General features: G+C 55.0%; 23 protein-coding genes. 13 read left to right on the forward strand and 10 right to left on the reverse strand.

All coding sequences use genetic code 11. The annotated features are described in order from the left end of the window. Positions 1–6: 6 nt before the first annotated feature. The 10 genes from HGO37_RS11540 to HGO37_RS11585 all read left to right on the forward strand — a co-directional run bounded on the left by HGO37_RS11540 (position 7) and on the right by HGO37_RS11585 (position 11,350). Positions 7–2,238 (forward strand): chemotaxis protein CheA, encoded by a 2,232-nt coding sequence (locus HGO37_RS11540; protein WP_250983433.1) that lies wholly within the window; start codon positions 7–9, stop codon positions 2,236–2,238. Positions 2,239–2,250: 12 nt separating this feature from the next. Next, the gene (gene cheR, locus HGO37_RS11545; RefSeq protein ID WP_250983434.1) at positions 2,251–3,150 is read left to right on the forward strand and encodes a protein-glutamate O-methyltransferase CheR; all 900 of its coding nucleotides are present in this window, start codon (positions 2,251–2,253) and stop codon (positions 3,148–3,150) included. Beyond that, on the forward strand, positions 3,150–4,214 hold the full coding sequence (gene cheB, locus HGO37_RS11550; protein WP_192486822.1) for a protein-glutamate O-methylesterase CheB: 1,065 nt from the start codon (positions 3,150–3,152) through the stop codon (positions 4,212–4,214). The genes cheR and cheB overlap by 1 nt, the downstream gene beginning before the upstream one ends. Next, positions 4,214–4,603 carry a response regulator gene (locus tag HGO37_RS11555; RefSeq protein WP_192486823.1) on the forward strand — a complete coding sequence of 130 codons (390 nt, stop codon included), beginning with the start codon at positions 4,214–4,216 and terminating at the stop codon, positions 4,601–4,603. Before cheB ends, HGO37_RS11555 begins: the two co-directional genes overlap by 1 nt. Then, the gene (cheD, locus tag HGO37_RS11560) at positions 4,600–5,145 is read left to right on the forward strand and encodes a chemoreceptor glutamine deamidase CheD (protein WP_192486824.1); all 546 of its coding nucleotides are present in this window, start codon (positions 4,600–4,602) and stop codon (positions 5,143–5,145) included. The genes HGO37_RS11555 and cheD overlap by 4 nt, the downstream gene beginning before the upstream one ends. A gap of 14 nt (positions 5,146–5,159) precedes the next feature. Next, positions 5,160–5,543, forward strand: a complete 384-nt coding sequence (gene cheT, locus HGO37_RS11565; RefSeq protein WP_192486825.1) for a chemotaxis protein CheT — start codon at positions 5,160–5,162, stop codon at positions 5,541–5,543. Between the two features lie 135 nt (positions 5,544–5,678). Continuing rightward, positions 5,679–7,361: a flagellar basal-body MS-ring/collar protein FliF gene (gene fliF, locus HGO37_RS11570; protein WP_250983435.1), complete on the forward strand. Its 1,683-nt coding sequence runs from the start codon at positions 5,679–5,681 to the stop codon at positions 7,359–7,361. A gap of 433 nt (positions 7,362–7,794) precedes the next feature. Beyond that, entirely contained in the window at positions 7,795–8,574 is a 780-nt protein-coding gene (visN, locus tag HGO37_RS11575; protein WP_502941409.1) for a transcriptional regulator VisN, read from the forward strand. 10 nt (positions 8,575–8,584) lie between these two features. Further along, positions 8,585–9,331 (forward strand): transcriptional regulator VisR, encoded by a 747-nt coding sequence (gene visR, locus HGO37_RS11580; RefSeq protein WP_192486828.1) that lies wholly within the window; start codon positions 8,585–8,587, stop codon positions 9,329–9,331. A 168-nt stretch (positions 9,332–9,499) separates the two neighbouring features. Then, the gene (locus tag HGO37_RS11585; RefSeq protein WP_250983436.1) at positions 9,500–11,350 is read left to right on the forward strand and encodes a methyl-accepting chemotaxis protein; all 1,851 of its coding nucleotides are present in this window, start codon (positions 9,500–9,502) and stop codon (positions 11,348–11,350) included. An 83-nt stretch (positions 11,351–11,433) separates the two neighbouring features. On the opposite strand, the gene HGO37_RS11590 is transcribed toward HGO37_RS11585, so the two are convergent. Then, positions 11,434–14,943, reverse strand: coding sequence for a PAS domain-containing hybrid sensor histidine kinase/response regulator (locus HGO37_RS11590; protein WP_250983437.1), 3,510 nt, complete (start codon positions 14,941–14,943; stop codon positions 11,434–11,436). A gap of 220 nt (positions 14,944–15,163) precedes the next feature. Here HGO37_RS11590 and mscL point away from each other — a divergent pair, with 220 nt between their 5' ends. The 3 genes from mscL to galE all read left to right on the forward strand — a co-directional run bounded on the left by mscL (position 15,164) and on the right by galE (position 18,108). Further along, positions 15,164–15,592: a large conductance mechanosensitive channel protein MscL gene (mscL, locus tag HGO37_RS11595; RefSeq protein WP_250983438.1), complete on the forward strand. Its 429-nt coding sequence runs from the start codon at positions 15,164–15,166 to the stop codon at positions 15,590–15,592. A gap of 156 nt (positions 15,593–15,748) precedes the next feature. Next, on the forward strand, positions 15,749–16,915 hold the full coding sequence (locus tag HGO37_RS11600) for a pyridoxal phosphate-dependent aminotransferase (RefSeq protein WP_250983439.1): 1,167 nt from the start codon (positions 15,749–15,751) through the stop codon (positions 16,913–16,915). Positions 16,916–17,070: 155 nt separating this feature from the next. Beyond that, a complete protein-coding gene (gene galE, locus HGO37_RS11605; protein ID WP_250983440.1) occupies positions 17,071–18,108 on the forward strand; it encodes a UDP-glucose 4-epimerase GalE in 1,038 nt (345 codons plus the stop codon). A gap of 28 nt (positions 18,109–18,136) precedes the next feature. Here galE and HGO37_RS11610 read toward each other — a convergent pair whose 3' ends face one another. From HGO37_RS11610 to murA, 9 genes are all read right to left on the reverse strand, one after another. Further along, positions 18,137–18,970: a DUF6030 family protein gene (locus HGO37_RS11610; protein WP_250983441.1), complete on the reverse strand. Its 834-nt coding sequence runs from the start codon at positions 18,968–18,970 to the stop codon at positions 18,137–18,139. A 27-nt stretch (positions 18,971–18,997) separates the two neighbouring features. Further along, complete coding sequence (gene yacG / locus HGO37_RS11615) at positions 18,998–19,201, reverse strand: DNA gyrase inhibitor YacG (protein WP_250983442.1); 204 nt, start codon at positions 19,199–19,201, stop codon at positions 18,998–19,000. A gap of 5 nt (positions 19,202–19,206) precedes the next feature. Then, positions 19,207–19,830, reverse strand: coding sequence for a Maf-like protein (locus HGO37_RS11620; RefSeq protein WP_250983443.1), 624 nt, complete (start codon positions 19,828–19,830; stop codon positions 19,207–19,209). A 120-nt stretch (positions 19,831–19,950) separates the two neighbouring features. Continuing rightward, a complete protein-coding gene (gene infA / locus HGO37_RS11625) occupies positions 19,951–20,169 on the reverse strand; it encodes a translation initiation factor IF-1 (RefSeq protein ID WP_027673809.1) in 219 nt (72 codons plus the stop codon). Between the two features lie 118 nt (positions 20,170–20,287). Next, complete coding sequence (locus HGO37_RS11630) at positions 20,288–20,767, reverse strand: arsenate-mycothiol transferase ArsC (RefSeq protein WP_192486837.1); 480 nt, start codon at positions 20,765–20,767, stop codon at positions 20,288–20,290. Positions 20,768–20,775: 8 nt separating this feature from the next. After that, on the reverse strand, positions 20,776–21,249 hold the full coding sequence (locus HGO37_RS11635) for a UPF0262 family protein (protein WP_250983444.1): 474 nt from the start codon (positions 21,247–21,249) through the stop codon (positions 20,776–20,778). A gap of 3 nt (positions 21,250–21,252) precedes the next feature. Next, positions 21,253–22,551 carry a histidinol dehydrogenase gene (gene hisD, locus HGO37_RS11640; RefSeq protein WP_250983699.1) on the reverse strand — a complete coding sequence of 433 codons (1,299 nt, stop codon included), beginning with the start codon at positions 22,549–22,551 and terminating at the stop codon, positions 21,253–21,255. 139 nt (positions 22,552–22,690) lie between these two features. After that, complete coding sequence (locus HGO37_RS11645) at positions 22,691–23,128, reverse strand: DUF2948 family protein (protein WP_250983445.1); 438 nt, start codon at positions 23,126–23,128, stop codon at positions 22,691–22,693. A gap of 200 nt (positions 23,129–23,328) precedes the next feature. Further along, on the reverse strand, positions 23,329–24,621 hold the full coding sequence (gene murA, locus HGO37_RS11650; protein WP_192486840.1) for a UDP-N-acetylglucosamine 1-carboxyvinyltransferase: 1,293 nt from the start codon (positions 24,619–24,621) through the stop codon (positions 23,329–23,331). Positions 24,622–24,632: the final 11 nt, after the last annotated feature.

Genomic DNA, 24,632 nt, shown 5'->3' on the forward strand with positions numbered 1-24,632 from the left:
TTCACAATGGATATGAACGAAATCAAAGAAATCTTCTTCCAGGAATGCGAGGAACAGCTCGCCGAACTGGAATCAGGTCTTTTGAAGCTGAACGACGGCGATCGTGATCCCGAGACAGTCAATGCCGTTTTCCGAGCCGTTCATTCCATCAAGGGTGGCGCAGGCGCATTTGGTCTGGACGATCTGGTTGCCTTCGCCCATGTTTTCGAAACCACGCTCGATTGCGTGCGTTCGAACAAGCTTGAGCCTAATCAGGACGTCTTGAAGGTCATGCTGAAGTCGGCAGACGTTCTGGCCGATTTGACCAACGCAGCGCGCGATGGTGGCCAGGTCGAGGCAACCCGCACCCGTGGTCTGGTTAAAGAACTTGAAGCACTTGCGAATGGTGAAATGCCAAGCGCGTCCAGTGCGCCGGAAGCTACTGCGCCAAAAGTCGCAGATGCACCCGCACCAACCGATGAAAGCGGTTTCCAGCCCGTCGCATTCTCCTTCAGTGATTTTGAAGACGATATCACGCCGCTCATGGAGCCGTCGGTATACAATGTCGTGTTCAAGCCAAAGGCATCGCTCTACTCCAAGGGCAATGAGGCCGCTTTGCTGTTGCGCGACCTTTCGCGTCTTGGCGAAATGGGCATCAACTGCGACATGTCCACGCTGCCATCGCTGGAAGATATCGATCCTGAAGCAGCCTATTTTTCCTGGACTATCACCGTAAAGACGGACAAGAGCGCGGAAGACGTTCGCAGCGTGTTCGAGTTTGCAGAGTGGGATTGTGATCTCGAAATCACGTCTCCGGAGCCGGAAGCCACGGCTGAAGAACTGCCAATGGTGCCTGTTCCTTTCGACCTTTCTATCCTGGATGAAGAGGCTATCGAAGAGCCTGCGGTACTGTCTGCTGCTGACGATGCCGTTTCAACCGCTGGTGCTGCAAGCGACGTCTTGAGAAAAGTCTCTGCTGCGGTTGAAAAGAAAGAAGTTGCCAAGGAAGCGGCTGCTCCTGCCAACGCTGCTGCTGCTGCAAATGCCAGTGCTGGCCAGACAATCCGCGTTGACCTTGATCGCGTTGACCGCCTCATCAACCTGGTTGGCGAGCTGGTCATCAATCAGGCGATGTTGTCGCAGAGCGTGATCGAGAACGACACGACCGGCACCTCAGCTGTCAACATGGGTCTGGAAGAACTTCAGCAACTGACCCGCGAAATTCAGGATAGCGTTATGGCTATCCGCGCGCAGCCGGTTAAGCCTGTGTTCCAGCGTATGTCGCGTATCGTCCGCGAAGTTGCCGACATGATCGGCAAACAAATCCGTCTTATTACCGAAGGTGAAAACACCGAAGTGGACAAGACGGTTATCGACAAGCTAGCCGAGCCGCTGACCCACATGATCCGCAATGCCGTCGACCACGGTATTGAAACACCGGAAAAACGCGAAGCTGCCGGAAAGAACCCTGAGGGCACAGTCAAGCTGTCTGCAAAGCACCGTTCTGGCCGCATTCTCATTGAATTGCAGGACGATGGCGCCGGTATCAACCGCGAGCGCGTACGCCAGAAGGCCATCGACAACGATCTGATTGCCGCTGACGCAAACCTGTCGGATGAAGAGATCGACAACCTGATCTTCATGCCGGGCTTCTCCACCGCTGACAAGATTTCCGATATTTCGGGTCGTGGTGTGGGCATGGACGTTGTCAAGCGCTCCATTCAGGCGCTTGGCGGTCGTATCAGCATCACCTCGCGTCCGGGTCTTGGTTCTACCTTTACCATGAGCCTTCCGCTTACACTGGCCGTTCTCGACGGCATGGTGGTTACGGTTGCCGGGCAGACGCTCGTTGTACCTTTGACGGCGATTGTCGAAACACTACAGCCGGAAGCGCAGAGCATCCATTCGTTCGGTGCCAACCAGCGTCTGATCTCGATCCGCAACAGCTTCTGCCCACTGGTGGATGTCGGTCGTATCCTCAACTTCCGCGCAACCCAGGCAAACCCGGTCGAAGGTGTTGCTCTCTTGGTGGAATCTGAAGGTGGCGGCCAGCGCGCCCTGATGGTCGATGCGATCCAGGGCCAGCGCCAGGTGGTTATCAAGTCGCTTGAGGCAAACTACACCCACGTTCCGGGCATTGCTGCTGCAACCATTCTCGGCGACGGTCGCGTTGCTCTTATTCTCGACGTCGATGCCGTAGTTGGCGCATCGCGTGGCCAGTCCCTGAAGCAAGAGATGTCTCTTGCTGCAACCGGTTGAAAGCGGTGATGAATGACGTCGCTCAAGTTGAACGATCAACGACAGTCGCCTGATGAAGTGCTTGCCAGCGGAGAATATCCGCTGACAAGGCGCGATCTGACGGATATTGCGGCGATGATTTACGCCGATGCAGGGATTTATCTCAACGATTCCAAAGCGTCGCTTGTTTATTCTCGCCTGTCGAAGCATATCCGCAATCTTGGCTTGAGTGGGTTCAAGGAATATTGCGCGCTTGTCGCCTCTCCAGAGGGAGCGCAGCCGCGTCGTGAAATGCTGTCGCATCTGACGACCAATTTCACGCGTTTTTTCCGTGAAAACCATCACTTTGACCACCTGCGTGACGAAGTGCTGCCAGGCCTGATCAACCGTGCGAAAGCCGGTGGACGCGTTCGTATATGGTCGGCTGCATGCTCCGACGGGCAGGAGCCCTATTCGATTGCGCTGACGGTCCTGGCGATGTTCCCCAATGTCACGGATTACGATTTCAAGATCCTGGCGACCGATATCGACCCGAAGATTCTCACATTGGCGCGCGCTGGTGTTTACGATGAAACGGCGCTTGAGACGGTCTCTGCATCCATGCGCAAGCAGTGGTTTACCGAGGTTGATGCTGGTGGTCGTAAGAAGTACCAGATCAGCGACAAGGTAAAACGTCTGATTACGTTCAACGAACTTAATTTGATGACGCAGTGGCCCTTCAAGGGAAATTTCGACATCATCTTCTGCCGCAACGTCGTCATTTATTTTGATGAGCCGACCCAGATGAAAATCTGGAATCGTTTTGCTGGCCTCTTTCCTGAAGGCGGACATCTTTACATCGGTCATTCCGAACGCGTGTCTGGCGACGCCAAAAACGTGTTCGATAATATCGGCATCACCACCTACCGCTATATCGGAAAGGGGAGGAAATAATGGGTGCTCCAGCCAGAGTTCTCGTTGTCGATGATTCTCCGACCATGCGCGGATTGATCACGGCTGTCTTGAAAGCTGACCCGGACGTTCAGGTCGTGGGTCAGGCTGGCGATGCCATGGAAGCGCGTGCTGCAATCAAGCAACTTAATCCTGATGTCGTTACGCTGGATATCGAGATGCCTGATATGAATGGCCTCGAATTCCTCGAAAAGATCATGCGCCTGAGACCGATGCCGGTGATCATGGTATCGACGCTGACGCATCACGGTGCAAATGCATCTCTGACCGCACTGGAAATCGGTGCTTTTGATTGTGTGGGCAAACCAGCACCTGGCGATCGCAATCCGTTTGGCGATCTTGCCGAAAAGGTGAAGGCTGCCGCACGGTCTCAACTTGTCAGCTATCGCACCGCGCCTGCACCGGTTGCCGAGCGGCCAGCACCACCCAAGGCCATGTCCGTGAATGATTATCGCGGTGGTCGCAAGATCGTGGCGATCGGCTCATCGACGGGCGGTGTGGAAGCTCTCATTACTGTCTTGCAGAAATTTCCGGCCAATTGCCCACCGACAGTTATCACCCAACATATGCCGCCGACCTTTACCAAGAGCTTTGCGGAACGGCTTAACCGCCTGTGTGCACCGGTCGTGGAAGAGGCAACCGACGGCGCGCGATTGCAGATTGGTAAAATTTACCTAGCGCCCGGTGGGGAGCGGCATTTGCAAGTTGTCAATCACTCTGCGCCAAGTTGCAGGTTGTTGGAGCGGGAGCCGGTAAACGGTCACCGCCCATCGGTCGATGTGCTTTTTGATTCTGTTGCCGAACTGGCAGGCCGAAATGCAGTAGGGGTCATCCTTACCGGCATGGGGCGTGATGGTGCGGCAGGCCTTTTGAAAATGAGGCATGCCGGCGCGCGCACCGTCGGACAGAATGAAAAGACATGTGTCGTATATGGAATGCCAAGAGTGGCCTACGAACTGGGTGCCGTCGAGCAACAGCTGCCGTTAACCGCGATTGGCGAGGAAATTTTGAAGTTAACTGCTGCCCGGAAAGAAGGTTCTGAATAATGTCTATCGCAGAGAAAATCAAAGTTCTGATCGTTGATGATCAGGTAACCAGCCGACTGTTGCTGAGTGACGCGCTGACCCAGCTTGGTTTCAAGCAGATCACGTCCGCCGGTGACGGTGAGCAGGGCATGAAGATTATGGAGCAGCAACCTCACCACCTGGTTATCTCCGACTTCAACATGCCGAAGATGGACGGTCTGGGTTTCCTGCAGGCTGTGCGCACCAACCCAAACACAAAGAAGGCTGCCTTCATCATTCTGACGGCGCAGGGTGACCGCGCGCTGGTGCAGAAGGCTGCACAGCTGGGTGCCAACAACGTGCTGGCCAAGCCTTTCTCCATCGAAAAAATGAAGGCTGCTATCGAAGCCGTATTCGGATCGCTTAAATGATGGAAGCTGCAGCCAAGCGCGTGCATATCATTCAAGGAGAATACAAGGTCATCAAGGATCCCGATGTGGTTCTGACGACGATCCTGGGTTCGTGCGTGGCTGCGTGTATGAGAGATCCTGTCGCCGGTGTAGGCGGCATGAACCACTTCCTTTTGCCGGGTACGGGGGGAGTGAGCGGCGGGGATGCCACCCGTTACGGTGTCCATCTTATGGAGTTGCTGATCAACGGCCTGCTCAAGCAGGGTGCGCGCAGGGACAGGCTTGAAGCCAAGATCTTTGGCGGCGCAAAAACCATTGCCAGCTTCTCCAATGTCGGTGAGCAGAACGCATTGTTTGCCATGCAGTTTCTGAAGGATGAAGGCATACCGGTGATCAGTTCCTCAACGGGCGGGGATCATGGTCGCAAGGTTGAGTACTGGCCTGTTTCCGGACGGGCCCGCCAACATCCGCTTACCGGTGCGGAAGCGCAAAAAACCGTCGCTTTGGAAGCCCGGCCGCAGCCGGCGCCCAAGCCGGTGGCCAACGATATCGAGTTTTTCTAGTAACGGGGTTTTTTATGTATATTGCCGAGCATTCACGGGTGGCACCATTGGAAGAAGCTCTGCCCGATGTCTTGATGCGCGTTGTGAGTGAACTTCATGACGTTGCCTATCTGATTGAGCGTATCGAACCCCAATTGCTTGAAATGGCCGATGGCGCCATCTCCGAAGATGGTTTGAAACTGCTGCAGGGCATTGACCTTGCAGTCCAGAAAACCCGTGGCCTGGCGGAATTTATCGACACGATTACCGGTACCATTCCAACCGAGTGGGTGATCGACGTCACCACAGCGCTCAGCCTGGTGAAGCTTGCCGAAATGCAGAAGGCGCTGGGCACCGGCTTACGTCACGGCCATTCGCAGCCGCTGGACAAGGTTTCCGGAGACGTCGACCTGTTCTGATCCGGCGGGTGTGAAAGCCCCAATAGCATCAATTTGACAAACCGCACTGCGCGAAACGCTCGCGCAAGCTTCGTCTTCTAGGTTGCCACTAGGACTATTCGGTCTATGACTCCATGAATGACGGTGCGGAACAGAATGAATCTGTTAAATCAAGTCCCTCAGGTCTTAAGAAATATTGCAGCGCTAGGCCAAACGCGCTTGTTGCTCCTTGGTGGCGTTGGTATCGTCTCCATGGTCTTGGTCATTGCGGCGGCTGTTTACGTTAATAAGCCAGCTTACGAAACACTTTATGTCGGCCTCGAAAATGCCGACCTGAACAAGATCAGCCTTGCGCTTGCCGAATCCAACTTCCAGTTTGAAGTCGGCTCCGACGGCACAAGCATCCAGGTGCCGGTTGGCATGACCAGCCGCGCACGCGTACTGCTTGCCGAACGCGGTTTGCCAAACAGCGCCAATGCCGGTTATGAGCTTTTCGACAATGTCGGTTCGCTTGGTCTTACCTCCTTTATGCAGGAAGTAACCCGCGTTCGCGTTCTTGAAGGCGAAATCAGCCGCTCCATCCAGCAAATCAACGGCATAACTGCGGCACGCGTTCACATCGTTATGCCCGATGTGGGTAACTTCCGCCGTGGCGAACAGAAGCCGACGGCTTCCGTGATGATCCGGGCCAGCGCGACAGCAGGTCGCAAGGCTGCGGCTTCTATTCGCCACCTCGTCGCATCGGCAGTGCCTGGACTTGAGGTTGATGATGTCACCATCCTCGACTCGACCGGTCAGCTTCTGGCCTCCGGCGACGATGCTGCCAACGGCGCAATGAGCCGTTCGCTGACACTTGTGCAGTCCGTACAGCAGGAAATTGAAACCAACATTGACAAGGCGCTCGCACCGTTCCTTGGCATGGACAACTTCCGCTCCAGCGTGACTGCACAGCTGAACACCGACAGCCAGCAAATTCAGGAAACCGTCTACGATCCTGAATCACGTGTCGAGCGTTCGGTCAGAACGATCAAGGAAGCACAGAAGTCTCAGGAACGTACCCCTGACACGGCAGCCACGGTTGAACAGAACGTTCCGCAGGCGGCCCCACAAGGTGGTAGCGGTGGTCCTGAATCGTCTGACGAATCCGACAAGAAGGAAGAGCAGACCAACTACGAAATTAACAGCAAGACAATTGCCACGGTTCGTAACAGCTATCAGGTCGAAAAAATCTCCGTCGCTGTCGTGGTCAACAAGGACCGTATCGCCCGTATGGTTGGTGAACCGGTCGACCAAGCCAAGATCGACGCCTATCTCGCCGAGATGCAGAAGATCGTTACCTCTGCGGCAGGCATCTCCTCTGACCGTGGTGACAATGTAACGCTGACCGCCATGACCTTCTTGGAAAGCCAGCTTCTTGATGAAGCACCAAGCGGCCCAAGTTTTATGGAAGTCCTGACACGCAACTCTGCAGGTATTATCAACTCCTTCGCCTTCATCGCTGTGGCTTTCCTCATCGTGTGGCTTGGAATTCGCCCGGTTGTCCGCTCTGTCATGGGCAATGGTTCGGCAAACGCGGAATTGGCACAGGATGCAGCCGGCCTCGAACTGCCAGACTTCTCGCCAGCAATGGGCGGTGGTGGTGGTGGTCTCATGGAAGGCTTTGGTGCAGACTTTGGCTTCGACAGCGCAGACGACCTGCTGTCTGGCGAAGATCCCAACGGCGGCTTCAACCGCCGGGTACGCGAAGGGCCAGAACGTCGCCTGTCGCGTATGGTGGAGATCAGCGAAGAAAGAGCTGCCAAGATCCTCCGCAAATGGGCCATCGAAAAGGCCGCTTGATAACAAGGCCGGGTTTTTCCCGGCCTTTTTCCATTCCGGCATTGTTTCGATAATTGACAACTGTCAGCCGCGGTTTTGCCGGACATTAATGATAGGAGCGAAGGAACTTTTTCGGTGGGATGCGCTTTATCCCCATCACCGAATCGTCTGACGCCGGCCACGCTTACGCAGGGCAGACTTCAAAACCGCCTGAAAAATGTGAGGATGTCTCGGTTTCCGGCGGTATTCCAGAAGATCACAAACCAGATCTGTGCCATGACATGAAACACCAATGCCAGATTGGTACAGCATTCATGGTCTGTTCCATGTCGCCCGGTGAAAGGAGTGGAAATGCCAAATTCTGATAGTGGTATTTCCTTGACCGTCTCCTAGAATGAGGTGATTCGTAGGCTGAAATTTGAAAATGCTTTTGGGCGGCTCAGAGGTGATACCAATGCGTGCATCTCCGGCCGGTCTGGCCTTCCTAAAGGAAACTCATCAGTTGAAGGCAGATGTGGATATTCGCAGACTGACGGTAAAACCGCTGAACCCAGCGGTGCAACCTTCATCGCGGGTACAAGTCATCAGCTGGATGGGCGAGATAGCCGGAACGGGGGACATGTCCGGTTCTCTTGATGTGTTGGCCACCTATGCGGGCGCTTCATATTATATGCTGGCCCGCGAGGATATGTTTCAGGAGAATGGTCTAAGCTTCGTCATCACATCCAACTGGCCATTTGATCTCGTCAAGAAGATTGGTGGTACGCTTGCTGCCAGCCAAGCGCGCGTGAGTGAGATGGAAAAGTGCCTCTCGCTCCTTCAGCCACAACTGCATATCCTGCCCGATGAGGGATGCATCCCCAAAGGTACGGACCGACAGTATTGCGCAATGACGTTCTGCGTCGGCAACATACGCTTTGCACTTCTGCTGATGTTCCCAGAAGGTACAGTGCCTTCCATGGAGCGTTTGCGTGAAGTCGGCTTGTTGTGCGGCTATAGCGCCAGCTTCGGTATTGGCTATGATCTCAAGGTCGAGCGTGACATTGATCTGACCGAGCGCGAACTTGAATGCCTCTACTGGATTGCCGAAGGCAAGACCAGTGACGAAATGGCGACTATTCTTGGAATTTCGCGTAATACAATCAACAACTACATTACTAGCGTCATGCGTAAAACCGCGACGAAAACCCGCTCCGAAGCAATCGCTTACGCGGTTCGTAACAATCTTGTTTGATGGTTGATTGATGGCTTATTCGAGAGACACCACCACGGATGAGCAAGGCGGAGTACAGATTGTCCGCGTCAGCCGCACGTCCAATCGATCAGATCTTTTTCCAATGTTGATTGGTATGCAGAAGGAAATGGGGGCAAGAAATTTTGCCGTCTTCCGTGCTGCGATTTCAAGCTTTCCCAACAAGCGCAAGCTGGTGTGTGAACTCGAGAACTGGGGAATGGGCGCAGCCGAGCAGACCAATGCGCTGGTTTCGGCACTCGGCACCACACTTCTGGAGCATATTGACGGCTCGCTGCTGCCACTGATCTGGTCTACCGATCAGGGCAAGGGCATTTCCATAACACCTGAAATGGTGCCGATGTTGAAGCAGGCCGACAATACCGATCTGCCCTATGCAGGTGTGGCCCTGCCGATCAAACTCGGCAACATCGGTAATGGTCTGGTTGTCTTCTGCGGCACGGCTCTCGAGCTCGACTGCGGCACGACCATTGATCACCACCTGAAGTGCTGTCAGGTGATGATTGATCTTCTGGCGCTGGATGAGCGCCGCTCGACTCCGACAGAAGCCTTAAGCGAGCGCGAAATTGCCTGCTTGCAATTGGCAGGTGATGGCAAGATCAGTGAAGAAATTGCCGTTAAGCTTGGCCTGTCCGTTCACACGGTCAACGCCTATCTTGGCTCAGCGACAATCAAGCTTGATTCCGTCAATCGAATTCAAGCAATCGCCAAAGCAATTCGCATGGGCTACATTCATTAATTGTAGTATTATCTGCGTTTTGAAGTATTGCTGAATATTAGAAATTGATATTTGTCACCTAATCAAGTCGCCTTGAATATTAGCGGATTAGTTATTTTTTGAAATTTTTTCAATTTTAACGATTTCCCCTTACGATGCTTCAATCGTAAAAAATTGGGGAACTCCGAGATGAAGAAGCTCCTTTCTGCACCCGTCGCAGTGCAAATCATTGCTTTGACAGCCTGCCTCGTTCTTTTGGGTATCGCGGCCATCGGTGTCTCGACTTATGTCAGTCTCGAAGAAGACGTCATGGAGACGGCGGAGATCCAGACGAACAGTGCAGCCCGCGCCATGGCGGTTCTCTATGAGCTGAAGGTTGGTGGTGCCACGTTGAACATCGATAATGGAAACCTTGTCAGTGTTGATCGTGCAAGCATTGGTACATTGCGTGATACGGATCTGGTGGATCGCACGGCACTGATCATCGGTGGCGTTTCCACAGTGTTCCAGAAGCAGGGCGAAGATTTCGTCCGCATGTCTACAAATGTTAAGAAGGAAAACGGCGAGCGTGCCATCGGCACCAAGCTGGCAACCGACAGCCAAGCCTATGCAAAAATCAGCAAGGGTGAAGTCTACATTGGCAAGGCGACCCTGTTTGGCAGCGAATACATGACCGGCTACATCCCGGTAAAATCCAAGTCGGGCGCGCCTGTCGGCATCCTGTTTGTCGGTATTCCAATGCAAGTATTCTTCGATCATTTGGCTGGGCTTCAGACTATGATCCTGTTTTCCAGCGCGCTTGTCATGGGCGCCGTGGGCCTGTTGGGTTACTTCGTCATCCGTCGTGCACTGCGTCCCCTCGGTGTGCTCACTGGTGCCGTCAATTCGCTTTCGAGCGGCAATCTCGATACTGTCATCCCCTATGCAGATCGATCCAATGAGTTTGGCAATATTGCCAAAGCACTGGAAGTGTTCCGCACCAACGCGCATGAGAAGTTGGTTATCGAAGGTCGCAGTGAGGCAGACCGGATTGCCGCTGATGAGGAACGCGCCCGCAACGATGATGAAAAGCGCACACTCGATCGGCAGATCGAATTTGCGGTGACCGAACTTGCGTCTGGTCTGGCACGCCTGTCACAGGGTGACCTGACCCGCACACTTGACAAGCCATTCTCTGGCCGTCTTGATCAGCTGCGCATGGACTTCAACACGTCGCTGGCGCATTTGAAAAACGTCTTGCAGCAAATCCGCGAACGTACGCTGACCATTCAGCATAATGGCGACGAAATGCTGCAATCTTCAAACGATCTTTCACGTCGCACGGAATCGCAGGCCGCGTCTTTGGAACAGACCGCAGCCGCTGTCGAAGAAATCACCATCACGGTCAAATCGTCGGCTGAGCGCGCCCGTGAAGCCAATCAGGCTGTCAACCGCACCCGCCAGAGTGCCGATAGTTCCGGCACGGTGGTGAGCAATGCCGTCGCCGCTATGGGCCGTATCGAAGACGCTTCCAAGAAGATCGAGCAGATCATCGAAGTCATCGACGATATCGCATTCCAGACGAATCTGTTGGCGTTGAATGCCGGTATTGAGGCAGCACGCGCGGGCGAGGCTGGCAAAGGTTTTGCGGTCGTGGCGCAGGAAGTGCGCGAACTGGCACAGCGTTCCGCCGATGCGGCGCGTGAAATCAAGGGTCTCATCAACCAATCCAGCAATGAAGTTGAGACCGGCGCATTGTTGGTGCAGCAGGCTGGTGAAGTTCTGTCTGAAATCAGCGGTCAGATCGTGGATGTCAGCAAACATGTTGAAACCATCGCAACCGCTGCGCAGGACCAGTCATCTGCCCTGCATGAGGTCAACAGTTCCGTCAACCAGATGGACCAGATGACCCAGCAGAACGCGGCCATGGCGGAAGAATCCAGTGCTGCAAGCCAGATGCTGGCCAATGAGGTGCAGGAGCTTCTGGCCCTTGTGCAGCAGTTCCGCATCGAACAGGCATCACAATCCTACGCCGGTGAGCACTTTGCACGGGTAGCCTGATCCACTCGAAGAAATCGCCAAAATGACAAATGCCCCGCACGTAATTGCGGGGCATTTGTCATTGGCAGGGTATTTCCAGGACCTTATTCTGCTGCTGCACGAATACGCGCTGAAAGCTGCGTCATGTAAGCGCGCAGCACCGCAGGCCGCACCGGCTTGTGCTGAATGGTGATGTTGTGTTTTTCGGCCTCGTTGCGCACCTCTGGCGTGCGATCGGCCGTGATCAATAGCGCAGGGATGTCCGCCTTATAGAGTGCGCGTAAAAGCAGGATGGCACCAACACCACTGCCATCGCCGAGATGATAATCGGCGATAATCAGGTCTGGCGGCTGTGGTGATGTCACGGGCAACAGATCAAGCGCGGCAATCGCATCGGCCTTTAGCACCTCGCAGCCCCAGCCGCTGATCAGCAGCGCCATGCCCTCAAGGATTTTCGGCTCATTGTCGATGCACAGCACCCGCAAACCGGCCAGCGGTTCGTGCATGCCCCCGGCATTGCCGGTTGGTAGCGCTGTGACGCTGATATTTTCGGACTTGTCACGAGGCAGGCTGATACGGAAGGTCGTGCCTTTACTGAGCGTCGAAGAAAGCTGCACAGGGTGGTTCAGCACACGAGAAATGCGATCCACGATAGAAAGCCCCAACCCGAGCCCAGTTGCCGTTCTGGCGCCTTCCTCAAGGCGCGCAAACTCTTTAAAGACAGTGCGGAACTTGGAGGCTGGAATGCCGATGCCGGAATCCATCACCTGCAGCACAACATTCTTCCCGTCACGGCGCACACCGACAAGTACTTTGCCCGACAGCGTATATTTGATGGCGTTAGAGACAAGGTTTTGCACCAAGCGACGCAACAGGTTCGGGTCGGAGCGCACGGAAAGCGAGGTCGGCATGACAACCAGCTTCAGATTTTTTTCGCGGGCAATCGGTGCGAAGTCCGTTTCGATCCGCCGCAGCAGATCATTAAGTGGCACAGACGCAAAGCGGGGCTTCATCGCGCCGGTATCAAGGCGGGAAATGTCGAGAACTGCGCCGAGGATCGATTCCACGGATTCGAGCGATGAATCGATGTTCTGCACCAGTGTGCTGTCATCGGACGTGCCTAGCCGCTCAACCAGTGCCGAAGAATAAAGCCGCGCGGCGTTGAGTGGTTGCAGAATGTCGTGGCCAGCTGCCGCAAAAAACCGCGTCTTGCCGATATTGGCTTCATCGGCAAGGGCGCGTGCTTCGGCGAGTTCACAATTCACCCGCGTCAACTCGCTGGTGCGCTCCGCCACCCTCTGTTCGAGTGTCTCATTGGCCTGCTGCAAGGCGCGGTCGACAGCCACCCGTTCTGTAATATCGGTGAAGGTCGCAACAATGCCGGTGTCCGGCATCGCGTTGGAGCGCACTTCAATGATGCGCCGGCTCTGCGACAGGACTATCGCGAATGGCATGTCGAGCGTCAGGAAGTTGCCGATGAGTTGGTCGGAATCCCGCGACGTTACATCACCTCGTTCCTGCAACATGGCGACAATGTCGGAAAGCGGCAGACCGACACGGCCAAACTGTTCCGGCAGGTCAAGCAGGGTTCTGAAACGCCTGTTCCAGATGGTCAGCTGGTGCGAGCTGTCAAAAACCGCAATGCCCTGATCCATCTGTGCAAGAGCGGTTTGCAGCATGTCCTGATTATACTGCAGCGCTTCGCTTGCTTGATCGAGCAACCAGGCCGTATCGGCATTGGTATCTTCCGCCTTTTGCAGGATCAATGACAACACGAGCCGTGCCGATGACGAGCCGATGGCGCTTCCGAGCAACTGTTCGGAGAAATGGATAAGGGCCATATCGGCCGGCTGATCGTCATCCAACTTTCGCCCGGCGGTTTTTTCATAGGTGGCCAGTGAACGCTGCATGCGCTCTTCGCCGAGATAACGGGCCACTGCACTTTTAAGGTCGCCAACACTGACCCGTGTTTTCCAGCCACGTGTCGCAAACTGCGATCGGGAGTGACGTTTGACGAAAATGCCGGATTGGATGCGCTCCACCGGCCGTGGATTGCGCGACAGTGAGCCCAGGATAAAGGCTAGACTGTTGACGACCAGGCTAAGGATAACCGAGTTGACAAGCGGATCATGGTTTTCCGGATTGAACAGCGACAGGCCAGGGAAAACGAAACCGAGAATGCTTGCCGCAACCCGTGAATAGTCGGGTCCGCCAAGGCTTGGCAAAAACAGCAGGTAGGCCCAGACCAGAAAACCTGACACCAGACCGGCAATGGCACCGCGCGCATTTGCTCTGCGCCACAACAGGCCACCAAATAGCGACGGCGCCATCTGCGCGATAGCTGCAAAGGCGAGAAGGCCGATCGACGCGAGACCGGTGGTGCTGTCGGCAGCGCGGTAATAGGCATATCCCAACAATAGAACGGCAAAAATCGCGGTGCGGCGGATGTTCAGCAGCGTCTTGGCAAAATCGGCGCGATGCGTGGTGCGGCTCATCAGCTTGTGGCGCAGGAAAATCGGCATCACGATGTCGTTGGAAATCATGATGGAAAGTGCGACCGACGCTACGATGACCATGGCGGTGGCCGCCGAAAACCCGCCGATGAACGTGATCAGCGTGACAACAGGCATTTGTCCAGTCAGCGGCAGTTGCAGCACATACAGGTCTGCCTCGCCAGTATTGCCGAGTGTGATCACACCCGCCATGGCGATGGGTAGCACAAACACATTGATGGCGACGAGGTAGAGCGGCAGCAGAAAGCCTGCCATGCGCAGTTCTTCGCTGGTACGGTTTTCGACAACTGTGACATGAAACTGGCGCGGCAGCATGATGATCGCAAAGGATGACAGCATGGTCAGCACGATCCAGCGGCTGATCGGCGTCTGATAGGTCAGCGCTGCCATGGCCTGCTCGTTTTGCCGGGTCAGTTCCCAAAGCTGCACAGGACCGTCAAACAGGAAAAATATCACGTAGATGCCGGCCGTGCAGATCGCCAAAAGCTTGACGAGCGACTCCATCGAGATGGCCAGAATAAGCCCGTCCTGATGTTCGGTCGCATCGGTATGGCGCGTGCCAAAAATCACAGCAAAACCCGCCATCAACACGGTGACGATAAAAGCAAGGTCAAGGAAATAGAGATTGCCGCTGCCAATGCCATAATCTGACGGGTTCACCATGGCGGCAACGGAGTTGGAAACTGCCTTCAGCTGCAGTGCGATATAGGGAATAGCTCCGATCAGCGAGATCAACGCGACGATGATCGAGACGGCTGAGTTCTTGCCATAGCGCGCTGCGATAAAGTCGGCGACTGATGTCAGTTTCTCGGCCTTAGCCAACTGAATGATACGCCTGATAACCGGCATGCCGATGGTGAAGGCAAGCACCGGACCGATATAGATGGCTAGAAATTCCAGCCCGTGTGTTGCTGCAAGTCCAACACCACCGAAATACGTCCAGGACGTGCAATAAATCGCCAGGCTGAGCGCATAGACGATCGGGCGGCCGCGTTTGGAAACACTTGTCCTGCGGCTGTTGCGGTCACCAAGACTGGCGACAACAAACAACAGCAGAATATAGGCAAATGCCGCAACTAAAATAATCCACCCGGGAAGCACATGTCCTCCATCGCCCGGCAAAAATGACAGGCTTTCATGATCCTCCGAGGCAAACCATAGGACAAATGCGCAGGGTTGGAAATTACTCTTTGGTCGTCAATGGTTTGGCGTTGGCTAGATAATCACGCGCATAGATAGAGAAGCATTTAAACTTTGGTTTAGCATGTTATTATGAAGCAGTCTGGCGTTTGTTGGACTGATCTAACTGGGGACATCTTGAATGCTCAATGAATTTAAAACCTTTATCGCCAGAGGCAACGTCATGGACCTTGCTGTCGGCGTTATCATCGGCGCGGCCTTCAACAAGATCGTTGAATCCGTCGTCAACGACCTCGTCATGCCAATTGTCGGCGCGATCTTCGGTGGCTTTGATTTCTCGAACTACTTCTTGCCACTTAGCTCAAATGTAACAGCAGTATCGCTGGCGGCCGCTCGTGAGCAGGGTGCGGTTTTCGCATATGGTAGCTTCCTTACCGTCGCTATCAATTTCCTGATCCTTGCCTGGATCATCTTCCTGATGGTCAAGGGTGTAAACAAGATCCGCGCCAGTGTGGAACGTAAGGAAGCAGCGCAAGAAGCTGTACCGGCACCACCACCGGAAGACATCAAGCTGCTGTCGGAAATCCGCGATCTTCTCAAAACGCGCTGATCTTTTTCAGCCTAGGCGTCCATCGATTTTTGAACCGGGCAGTTGCAGGGCTGGCCGGTTCTCGACCCATCACAAAATGCGATATGATCTTCACGTAATTTCCATGGAAGAGGGCAGGGTGATTGCGTAATAAAGGACAAACGGAGTGTGTCCTTTATGTCTTTATTGAATAGCTTGAGTGCCAGATCTCTCGCCGCGCCTGCCAGCGGTATCATTGAAATCGTCAAATATGCCCGTGGCCGCGAAGGCCTGTTGCCTTTGTGGACTGGCGAAGGCGACCTGCCGACACCTGATTTCATCAGCAACGCCACCGTAGCAGCATTAAATGCCGGTGAAACTTTCTACACCTGGCAGCGCGGTATTCCGGAATTGCGCGATGCGCTTTCGCGTTATTACCAGCGCCACTTCTCCGTTTCCTTGCCGCAGGACAGTTTTCTGGTCACCGGTTCGGGCATGCAGGCCATCGCGCTTGCCGTGCAGGCTCTGACATCACCGGGTGATGAGATGATCTACCTCTCACCGACATGGCCGAATATCGTCGCTGCCATCGGTGTTGCTGGCGCGAGTGCCGTTGGCGTGGGCATCGATTTTGCCGATGGCAAGTGGTCGCTGGACATCGAGAAAATTGCAGACGCCATCACACCCAAAACCCGAGCGCTCTTCATCAACACACCATCCAACCCGACGGGATGGGTCGCCACCCATCAAGACCTTACCAATATTCTGGCGCTGGCAAGAAAACATGGCCTGTGGATCATTGCTGACGAAATTTATGCCCAATATTATTATGGCGAGGGTCGCGCTCCATCGTTTTTTGATGTGATGGACGAAGGTGATCGCATTGTTTTCGCCAATTCCTTCTCCAAGAACTGGTCGATGACCGGATGGCGCGTTGGCTGGGTGGTGGCACCACCAGAGATCGGCCAAGTGATTGAGAACCTCATCCAATATTCTACGTCGGGCGTGGCACAATTCATGCAGCGTGGTGCGGTAGTCGCGTTGAATGAAGGGGATGATTTCGTGCAGCAGAACTATGAGCGCGCCCGACTGTCGCGTGACATTCTCTGCGACGCATTGATTGCTACCAACCGGGTAGAAACGCTGAAGCCGGACGGTGCCCTCTACGCATTCCTGAAAATTGACGGTGTCACCAACAGCCGTGAAGCGGCGTTTGATATCGTCGATAAAACAGGTGTCGGCCTTGCTCCGGGAACCGCGTTTGGCAAGGGTGGAGAACTGTTCCTGCGCGCCTGCTTCCTGCGCAATCCTGACCACATTCGCGACGCTGCAGACCGCCTGTCGTCCTATATTTTGAGCCGATAGGAGATCAGATAAAATTTTATCGGTTTTGAAAACGGCTTGTAAGTAACGTTTTTTGAATTACTTGCCGTTTTCTGCCGGCGCACCCGTAACGTAATGAATAGTGAACAGTTGAATGGTTTTGTGCTTCCAACAAAAAGAAACAGGGAAGTACATAAATGTCTGTTCTGGTTACGGGTGGGGCTGGTTATATCGGCAGCCATATGGTCTGGGCACTGCTGGATGCAGGCGAAGACGTCATCGTTCTGGATCGTCTTTCGACCGGCTTTCGCTGGGTTGTCGCACCGCAGGCTCGTTTCTACCTGGGCGACGTCGGCGATGGCGAACTGCTGAACCAGATCTTCTCTGAAAATGACATCGATACGGTCATGCATTTTGCAGGATCGGTGATTGTACCGGATTCTATTTCCAGCCCGCTCGATTATTACGAGAACAACACCAGCAAAACCGGAAAGTTGGTGTCCGCGGCGCTGGCGCATGGCGTGAAGAACATCGTTTATTCTTCGACGGCTGCTGTCTACGGCAACCAGCATGCAAATGGCCCGGTCGCAGAAACCGCCATTTTGAGCCCTGAAAACCCGTATGGCCTTTCCAAGCTGATGTCGGAAATCATGCTGCGCGATGCCGCTGCCGCCCATGATCTGCGTTATGTGGCGCTGCGTTACTTCAACGTGGCGGGCGCTGACATTCAGGGACGTACAGGCCTGTCGGCCGAAGGTGCGACACACCTTATCAAGGTTGCCTGTGAGGCAGCAACCGGCAGACGTGACCATGTCGACGTTTATGGTGTCGACTATGACACGCATGACGGTACGGGTGTGCGGGACTATATTCATGTCAACGATCTGGTCGATGCGCATATCCGCGCTCTGGAGTATCTGCGCGCCGGTGGCCAGCCCCTGGTTGCCAATTGCGGTTATGGCCACGGCTATTCGGTCATGGACGTTATTTCTGCGGTCCAGCAGGAATACGGCCGCACGATCAAGGTGAATTATTGCCAGCGTCGTCCAGGTGATGTGGCCAGCATGATGGCTGATTCAACCGTTGCCAAAACTGAACTCGGTTGGCAGCCGCGTTACGATGACCTGAACCTGATCATCCGCACAGCGCTGGCTTGGGAGGAAACCTTGGAAGATCAGCGTGCAGGCGATCTGGACAGAATTCAGCGCAAGCTGGCGGTCGCCGGCTATCGTTAAATCGACCGAAACAGCCGGGCTGTAAATGTCAGCCCGGTGCCGCCTTGTGGGCGGGTTGATGCCGGAAAGGCATGTCACGTTCCGGTGCCGCAGCGACAAGCCATTGCGCCGTATCAAAAAAGTTGCGGGTGCGCTTCAACTCGGCCGTCCGGTCGGTTGGCACAATCAGAATATTGTAGCGGTCCTGATTGCTGAATTCCCGTTTGATGGAAACGCGCATGCCAAAATGGTCGGTATCATAGTCTTCTGCGGGAATGGTCTGGGGCAGGTCTGTCCAGCGCAGTTGCTGGGCAGCAAGCGTCAAAGCCTTGTCCAGCTGCTCACGCATGCGTTTGCCTTCATCAGTCGCAGGGCTGGCAATTTTCATGCGCAGTGACGTCACCCGTCCGTCAGCCGCACCCTTTATGTCCAGAAAAAACGAGGCAAAGTCGGTGGTGCCATCGGTTGCCTCATGCATTTCTTCCGCAAGGCATTCGAAGGTATTGGCGTCATAGGGGCTGGCCTGCCAGCCGCTACCGGCAATGATAAAACCGCTTTGCGCAAAGACATCGCACAGGCTCTGGCCTGGAATACGGAACTGGCGCACAAAAGCCGAAGGCAGATCGTTGAGGGTGTGCAGCACTAACCGCGCCGGGATCGGCGGTAGTTGTGAGGCCTGTGGTCGTTCTGTCTTTTGGTCCGGTGCAACTTCGACAGGAGGTTTTGGGTGCAGCCAGTCAATATGGAAGTAGTCGAGCAGGGCGCGCAGGTGCCGTTTGTCATTGGCCAACAGTAACGGCGTGCCAATCGCGGCACAGGCCAATGCAACGGAAATCAGGATTGGAAGCGTTCGGCTTTTTCGTTTGAGAGGATGATTATCCATCCGAACTGCCCCCGGAAACGCTTTGTCTTATTCGTCACCCTGACGTTCGGCGAAGGCTTTGCTTTCATCCTCTGCCACCGGAATGGCATAGGAGCCCTTAAGCCAGCGTGAGAGGTCAAGAGACCGGCAGCGATCCGAACAGAAAGGATAATTATCCCGCGTAGATGGATGCCCGCATTCCGGGCACGGCTGTGTTTTGCGCAAGGGCGTTACATTTCCTGTCGTCGTCATCCGTCTCAGCCTTCCGCCCAGCCGGATACGACATCAAAGCCTTCTCCAGCCAGTAATGTTGCTGTTTCATAAAGTGGCAGTCCCACGACATTGGAATAGGAACCGGTCAATTTTTGGACGAAACAGCCAGCAATGCCCTGAATGCCGTAGGCACCGGCTTTGCCGCGCCATTGACCCGAGGCAATGTAATTGTCGATTTCACTGCTGGAAAGGCGCTTGAAACGCACCTTTGTTTCAGCAATTTTCTGCCGGATCTTGCCGCCGGGCGTCACCAGGCAGATGCCGGTATAAACCCAGTGGCTGCGTCCGGAAAGAAGATGCAGTGCAGCTGATGCTTCCTCGACATATTCCGCCTTGCCGACAATGCGACGGCCAACGGCGACAACAGTGTCCGAGCCAAGCACATAGGCATCGCTCCAGCTCAACTCACCCTTGACGGCAGCATAAGCGGCTTGTGCCTTCTGAAGAGACAGGCGGCGGCACAGGGTTCTGGGATGCTCAAGACGTACTGGTGTTTCATCAATGTCCATCGGCATCAAACGCGCAGGCTTGATTCCGATCTGGTTAAGAAGATCCAGCCGGCGCGGAGAGCCGGAAGCCAGTATCAGCTTTTGAGTGAGTGCCGTCATGAATGCCCCAGCCGCTTCTCGAGTGTCGGGCGCTTGCGGCGCTCAACCCTGTTTTATCGGCGCAACGCTGTTTCCGAAAATCGCTTCATATGTCCGGATCGATGCGCCAGCCTTGTCGTCTTACTTGAAGCGGTATGTAATACGGCCCTTGGTCAGGTCGTATGGTGTCATTTCAACCAGAACCTTGTCGCCAGCCAGAACGCGAATACGGTTCTTGCGCATGCGACCAGCGGTGTGGGCAATGATCTCATGTTCGTTTTCCAGCTTCACGCGAAAGGTCGCATTAGGCAGGAGTTCGGTGACGACACCCGGAAATTCGAGGACTTCTTCTTTTGTCATGTGGAGGTTTTCTTTCTGTTCTATCTATACCGGACAGATAAGTCCGGGAAAATTGGGCGGAAACTACACAATCGCCACCCATTTGTGAACCTTGCAGTTCACGAAATCTTCAATTGTTTCAAACCGTCTCTGAGAACGGTTTTCCACGGGTGGGTAATCGCTCTGTAATCATGCGTGTCAGGTAATCCCGCACGTCACGATATGCATCGAGAATCTGCTCGCGTGTGCCGGTTACGACGGTCGGATCCATGGTCGGCCAGTAGACCACATCGAGCGAATTGGAGCGGGTCAATTCCAGTGCGGAGTGATGGGCTTCCGGTGTTAATGTAATGATAAGATCGAAAAAATCATCCTCGATTTCTTCAAGTGTTCTCGGTTTGTGTTTGCCAAGCGTCAGACCAACCTCATCCAGCACCGCATCGACGAAGGGATCGCGCTCGCCTGAGCGTACACCGGCCGATTGAATATAGATGCCCGGCACAATCAGCTGTTTGGCAATGACCTCGGCCATGGGGGAGCGGATGGAATTCATACCGCACATAAATAGAATGGCGCGCGGTGCTTTGGGCTCTGTGTGGCTGACTGAAGGATCGCTCATCGCCCGACCTAGCCCCGCCAGTAGAGAACGCAGACAAGGGTGAACAGGCGACGTGCCGTATCGAAATCAACTCTAATCTTGCCGGACAGGCGGTCCATCAGGGTTTGTGAGCCGTCATTGTGGATACCGCGCCGCCCCATGTCTATCGCTTCGATCTGGCTTGGGGTCGCAGACCGGATGGCTTCATAATAGCTTTCGCAGATCATGAAGTAATCTTTGATGATCCGGCGAAACGGCGTCAGCGAAAGAATATGTGTTGCCACATCCTTGTCGTCTTCGCTTTTGATGGAAAAGACCAGCTTGGCCTCCACCAGCGAAATATACAGCCGGTAAGGGCCGCCAGCATGGCCAAGCGGCTCGAAGCTGTTTTCCTCGATCAGGTCAAAAATGGCAACGGCGCGTTCATGCTCGACATCCGGCGTAGAGCGGCCAATGCTCTCATCCAGAATAACGTCGCAAAGCCTGAAAGCGCCTGTGGCCATTCATCACCCTTCAGGATTGAGGCGTATGGCAACTGACTTGGCATGCGCATCCAGTCCCTCGGAATGGGCGAGGGTAATGGCAGCAGGTGCCAGCTGTCGCAATTGTTCGGCGCCAAGCCGCAGAATAGAGGTGCGCTTGACGAAGTCGAGAACCGAAAGGCCGGACGAAAAACGTGCCGAGCGCGCGGTCGGCAGAACGTGGTTCGAACCACCGACATAATCGCCGATCACTTCAGGCGTATGGCGACCAACAAAGATCGCTCCGGCGTTTCTGACCTTACTGATCAGGGCGTCAGGATCTTCCACGGCAAGTTCCAAATGTTCGGCGGCAATGCGGTTTGCCAGCGGAACGGAGGCTGCTAGATCCGGAACGATGATGATGGCGCCAAAATCGGCCCAGCTTGCCGTTGCCGTTTCTGCACGCGACAACAATTTCAACTGGCGCTCGACAGCCGCTTCAACCGCATGACCGAGTTCCGCGTCGTCGGTGATTAGAATGGATTGTGCACCACGGTCATGTTCGGCTTGCGCCAGCAGGTCGGCGGCCAGCCAGTCCGGGTTGTTGTCCTTGTCGGCAATAACAAGAACCTCGGAGGGGCCTGCAATCATGTCGATGCCGACCGTGCCGAATACCTGGCGCTTGGCAGCAGCTACATAGGCGTTGCCAGGGCCAACGATCTTGGCAACCGGGGCAATGCTTTCCGTGCCGTAGGCAAGGGCCGCCACGGCCTGAGCACCGCCAATGCGGTAGATTTCTTCAACGCCAGCAATATGCGCTGCAGCGAGAACTGCAGGATTGATGCTGCCGCCATTGGCAGGCACAACCATGACGATGCGCTCTACGCCAGCCACCTTGGCCGGAACGGCATTCATCAGCACCGAGCTTGGATAACTTGCCGTACCGCCGGGCACGTAAAGTCCAACCGCTTCGATGGCTGTCCAGCGGGACCCAAGACCAACGCCGATATCGTCTTCGTAGATATCATCTTTTGGCATCTGGCGGGCATGGTGCTTTTCAATGCGTTTTGCAGCCAGCTTCAAGGCATCGACAACGGCCGGATCGACCAAATCGATTGCGGCGGCAATTTCCTGTTTGGTGACGCGCATCGGCACCTTGGAGAAGTCGAGCCCATCAAACCGCAGCGAATATTCCGCCAGCGCTGCATCACCCCGTTTCCTGACATCATCAATGATGGCATGGACGGTTGCGTTCACATCTTCGGAAACTTCACGTTTGGTTGTCAGGAAATCCGCAAAAGTCTTTTCAAACGTCTCGGATGTCTGCTCCAGCCAGATTGCCACGTCGTATAACCCTCTCATGCCCCGCCACATCGATTGGCGGGGTATTGCATATCGCAGTAAGTGTATAGCGATTTCAGGGCTGTGGCATAGATCGAAACGGATGTTTTGTGCAACATCTGGAGTGTTATTCGCCCAGCTGTTACTCGTCTACGTGCTGGGGCATTGATGCAGTTTCCCAGGAACCGCTGGCATCAGCCAGTTGTGCTTCAATGCACTCCACATCAAGCGCGATTGCACCGCCACCGGACAGCGTCAACTCGATCGTCCCGTCTGGACCATCTCCCTTTGCGGTGAAACGAATGGCCAGCAGCGAATGAACCTGATCCTTGTTGCTGCGATCGATGTCGTGAGATCGCACGGCTTGAACGCGTTTTAAAACGAGAACAGCGCGGCTGCGCTCAAAAGGCCTGTTTTTAACGGTCGCCGTTTCCCACACAAAGCGGTTGACGGAAAGCGCAAATTGGCCCCGCTTAGCATCATAGGATGCATCCGCCAGCTTGAAGACACTGTCTTGCATATGGGTGGAGATAACCGCGAGATCCTCGCCGTCGAGTGCCAGAAGTTTAAGATCAGCCATTGTTCTATTCCTTGTGGCATAGCGCCTCTGTGCCGCGCCGCACCTGTTTGAGCGCACATCCTGCCGAGCCCAGTGCTGCCGCACTGGTGGCTCGGTGTAAACAGGAAATGCTTTATCAAGGAGATAGGAAATCAGGTGGCGTTGCGCAACGGGGGAATGAAGCTGCGCAACACATGCTTTGCCGAAAATACGGCCTGTTATTAATCGCTGATGCGCTCGACAAGCGCGCCGCAACGGGTCAGCTTTTCTTCAAGCCGCTCGAAACCACGGTCAAGGTGGTAGACGCGGGAAACGATTGTCTCACCTTCGGCTGCGAGACCGGCAATGACAAGCGAAACAGAGGCGCGAAGGTCTGTTGCCATGACTGGTGCGCCACGCAGGCGCTCGGTGCCCTCAATGCGGGCCGTCTGGCCGGAGAGGGTGATCTTTGCGCCAAGCCGCGCCAGTTCCTGCACATGCATGAACCGGTTTTCGAAAATGGTTTCCGTCACATGGGCCACGCCCTGCGAGCGGGTCATCAGCGCCATGAACTGTGCCTGCAGGTCGGTCGGGAAACCGGGGAAAGGTTCGGTGACAATATCAACCGGCTGAATGCCATTGCCGTTGCGCACCACACGCAGACCGCTTTCGGTCTCGGTAATGGTGGCGCCAGAGCGGCGAATGGTCTCAAGGGCTGTGTCCAGCAGGGCAGCAGTGGTGCCTTCCAGCACAACGTCACCACCGGTCATGGCCACCGCCATGGCATAAGTGCCGGTTTCAATGCGGTCTGGCAGCACGCGGTGGCGCGCACCGGAAAGCGACGTCACGCCTTCAATGGTAATTGTGGATGTGCCGGCGCCTTCAATTTTTGCGCCCATGGCGGTCAGGCACTTGGCGAGATCAACAACTTCCGGCTCCTTGGCCGCGTTGTGAATAACTGTCGTACCCTTGGCGAGTGTGGCCGCCATCAGCATGACATGCGTGGCACCGACCGAAACCTTCGGGAAAGTGTAGCTGTTGCCAACTAGACCACCCTTGGGGGCAGTGGCAGTGATGTAGCCGCCATCGATTTCCATCGTTGCACCGAGCGCTTCTAGGCCGTCAATGAACAGATCGACCGGGCGTGTGCCGATGGCACAGCCGCCGGGAAGCGAAACACGGGCTCTGCCTTCACGGGCAAGCAACGGGCCAATAACCCAGAAGCTGGCGCGCATCTTGGAAACCAGTTCGTAAGGTGCTGTCGTGTCGACAACGGTGCGGCAGGTGAAGTGAACGGTACGCGAGTAGGATTCACCCTGGCTTTCGCGGCGGCCATTGACGGAAATATCAACGCCATGGTTGCCGAGAATGCGGATCAACTGCTCCACGTCGGCCAGATGCGGCACGTTCTCAAGTGTCAGGGTATCACTGGTAAGCAGCGAGGCGATCATTAACGGCAGGGCAGCATTCTTGGCACCCGAAATCGGGATAATGCCGTTAAGTTTGTTGCCGCCGGTTACTTTGATGCGATCCATACGTCCCTACG

The sequence above is a fragment of the Rhizobium sp. CG4 genome, assembly GCF_023701965.1.
Taxonomy (GTDB): Bacteria; Pseudomonadota; Alphaproteobacteria; order Rhizobiales; family Rhizobiaceae; genus Agrobacterium.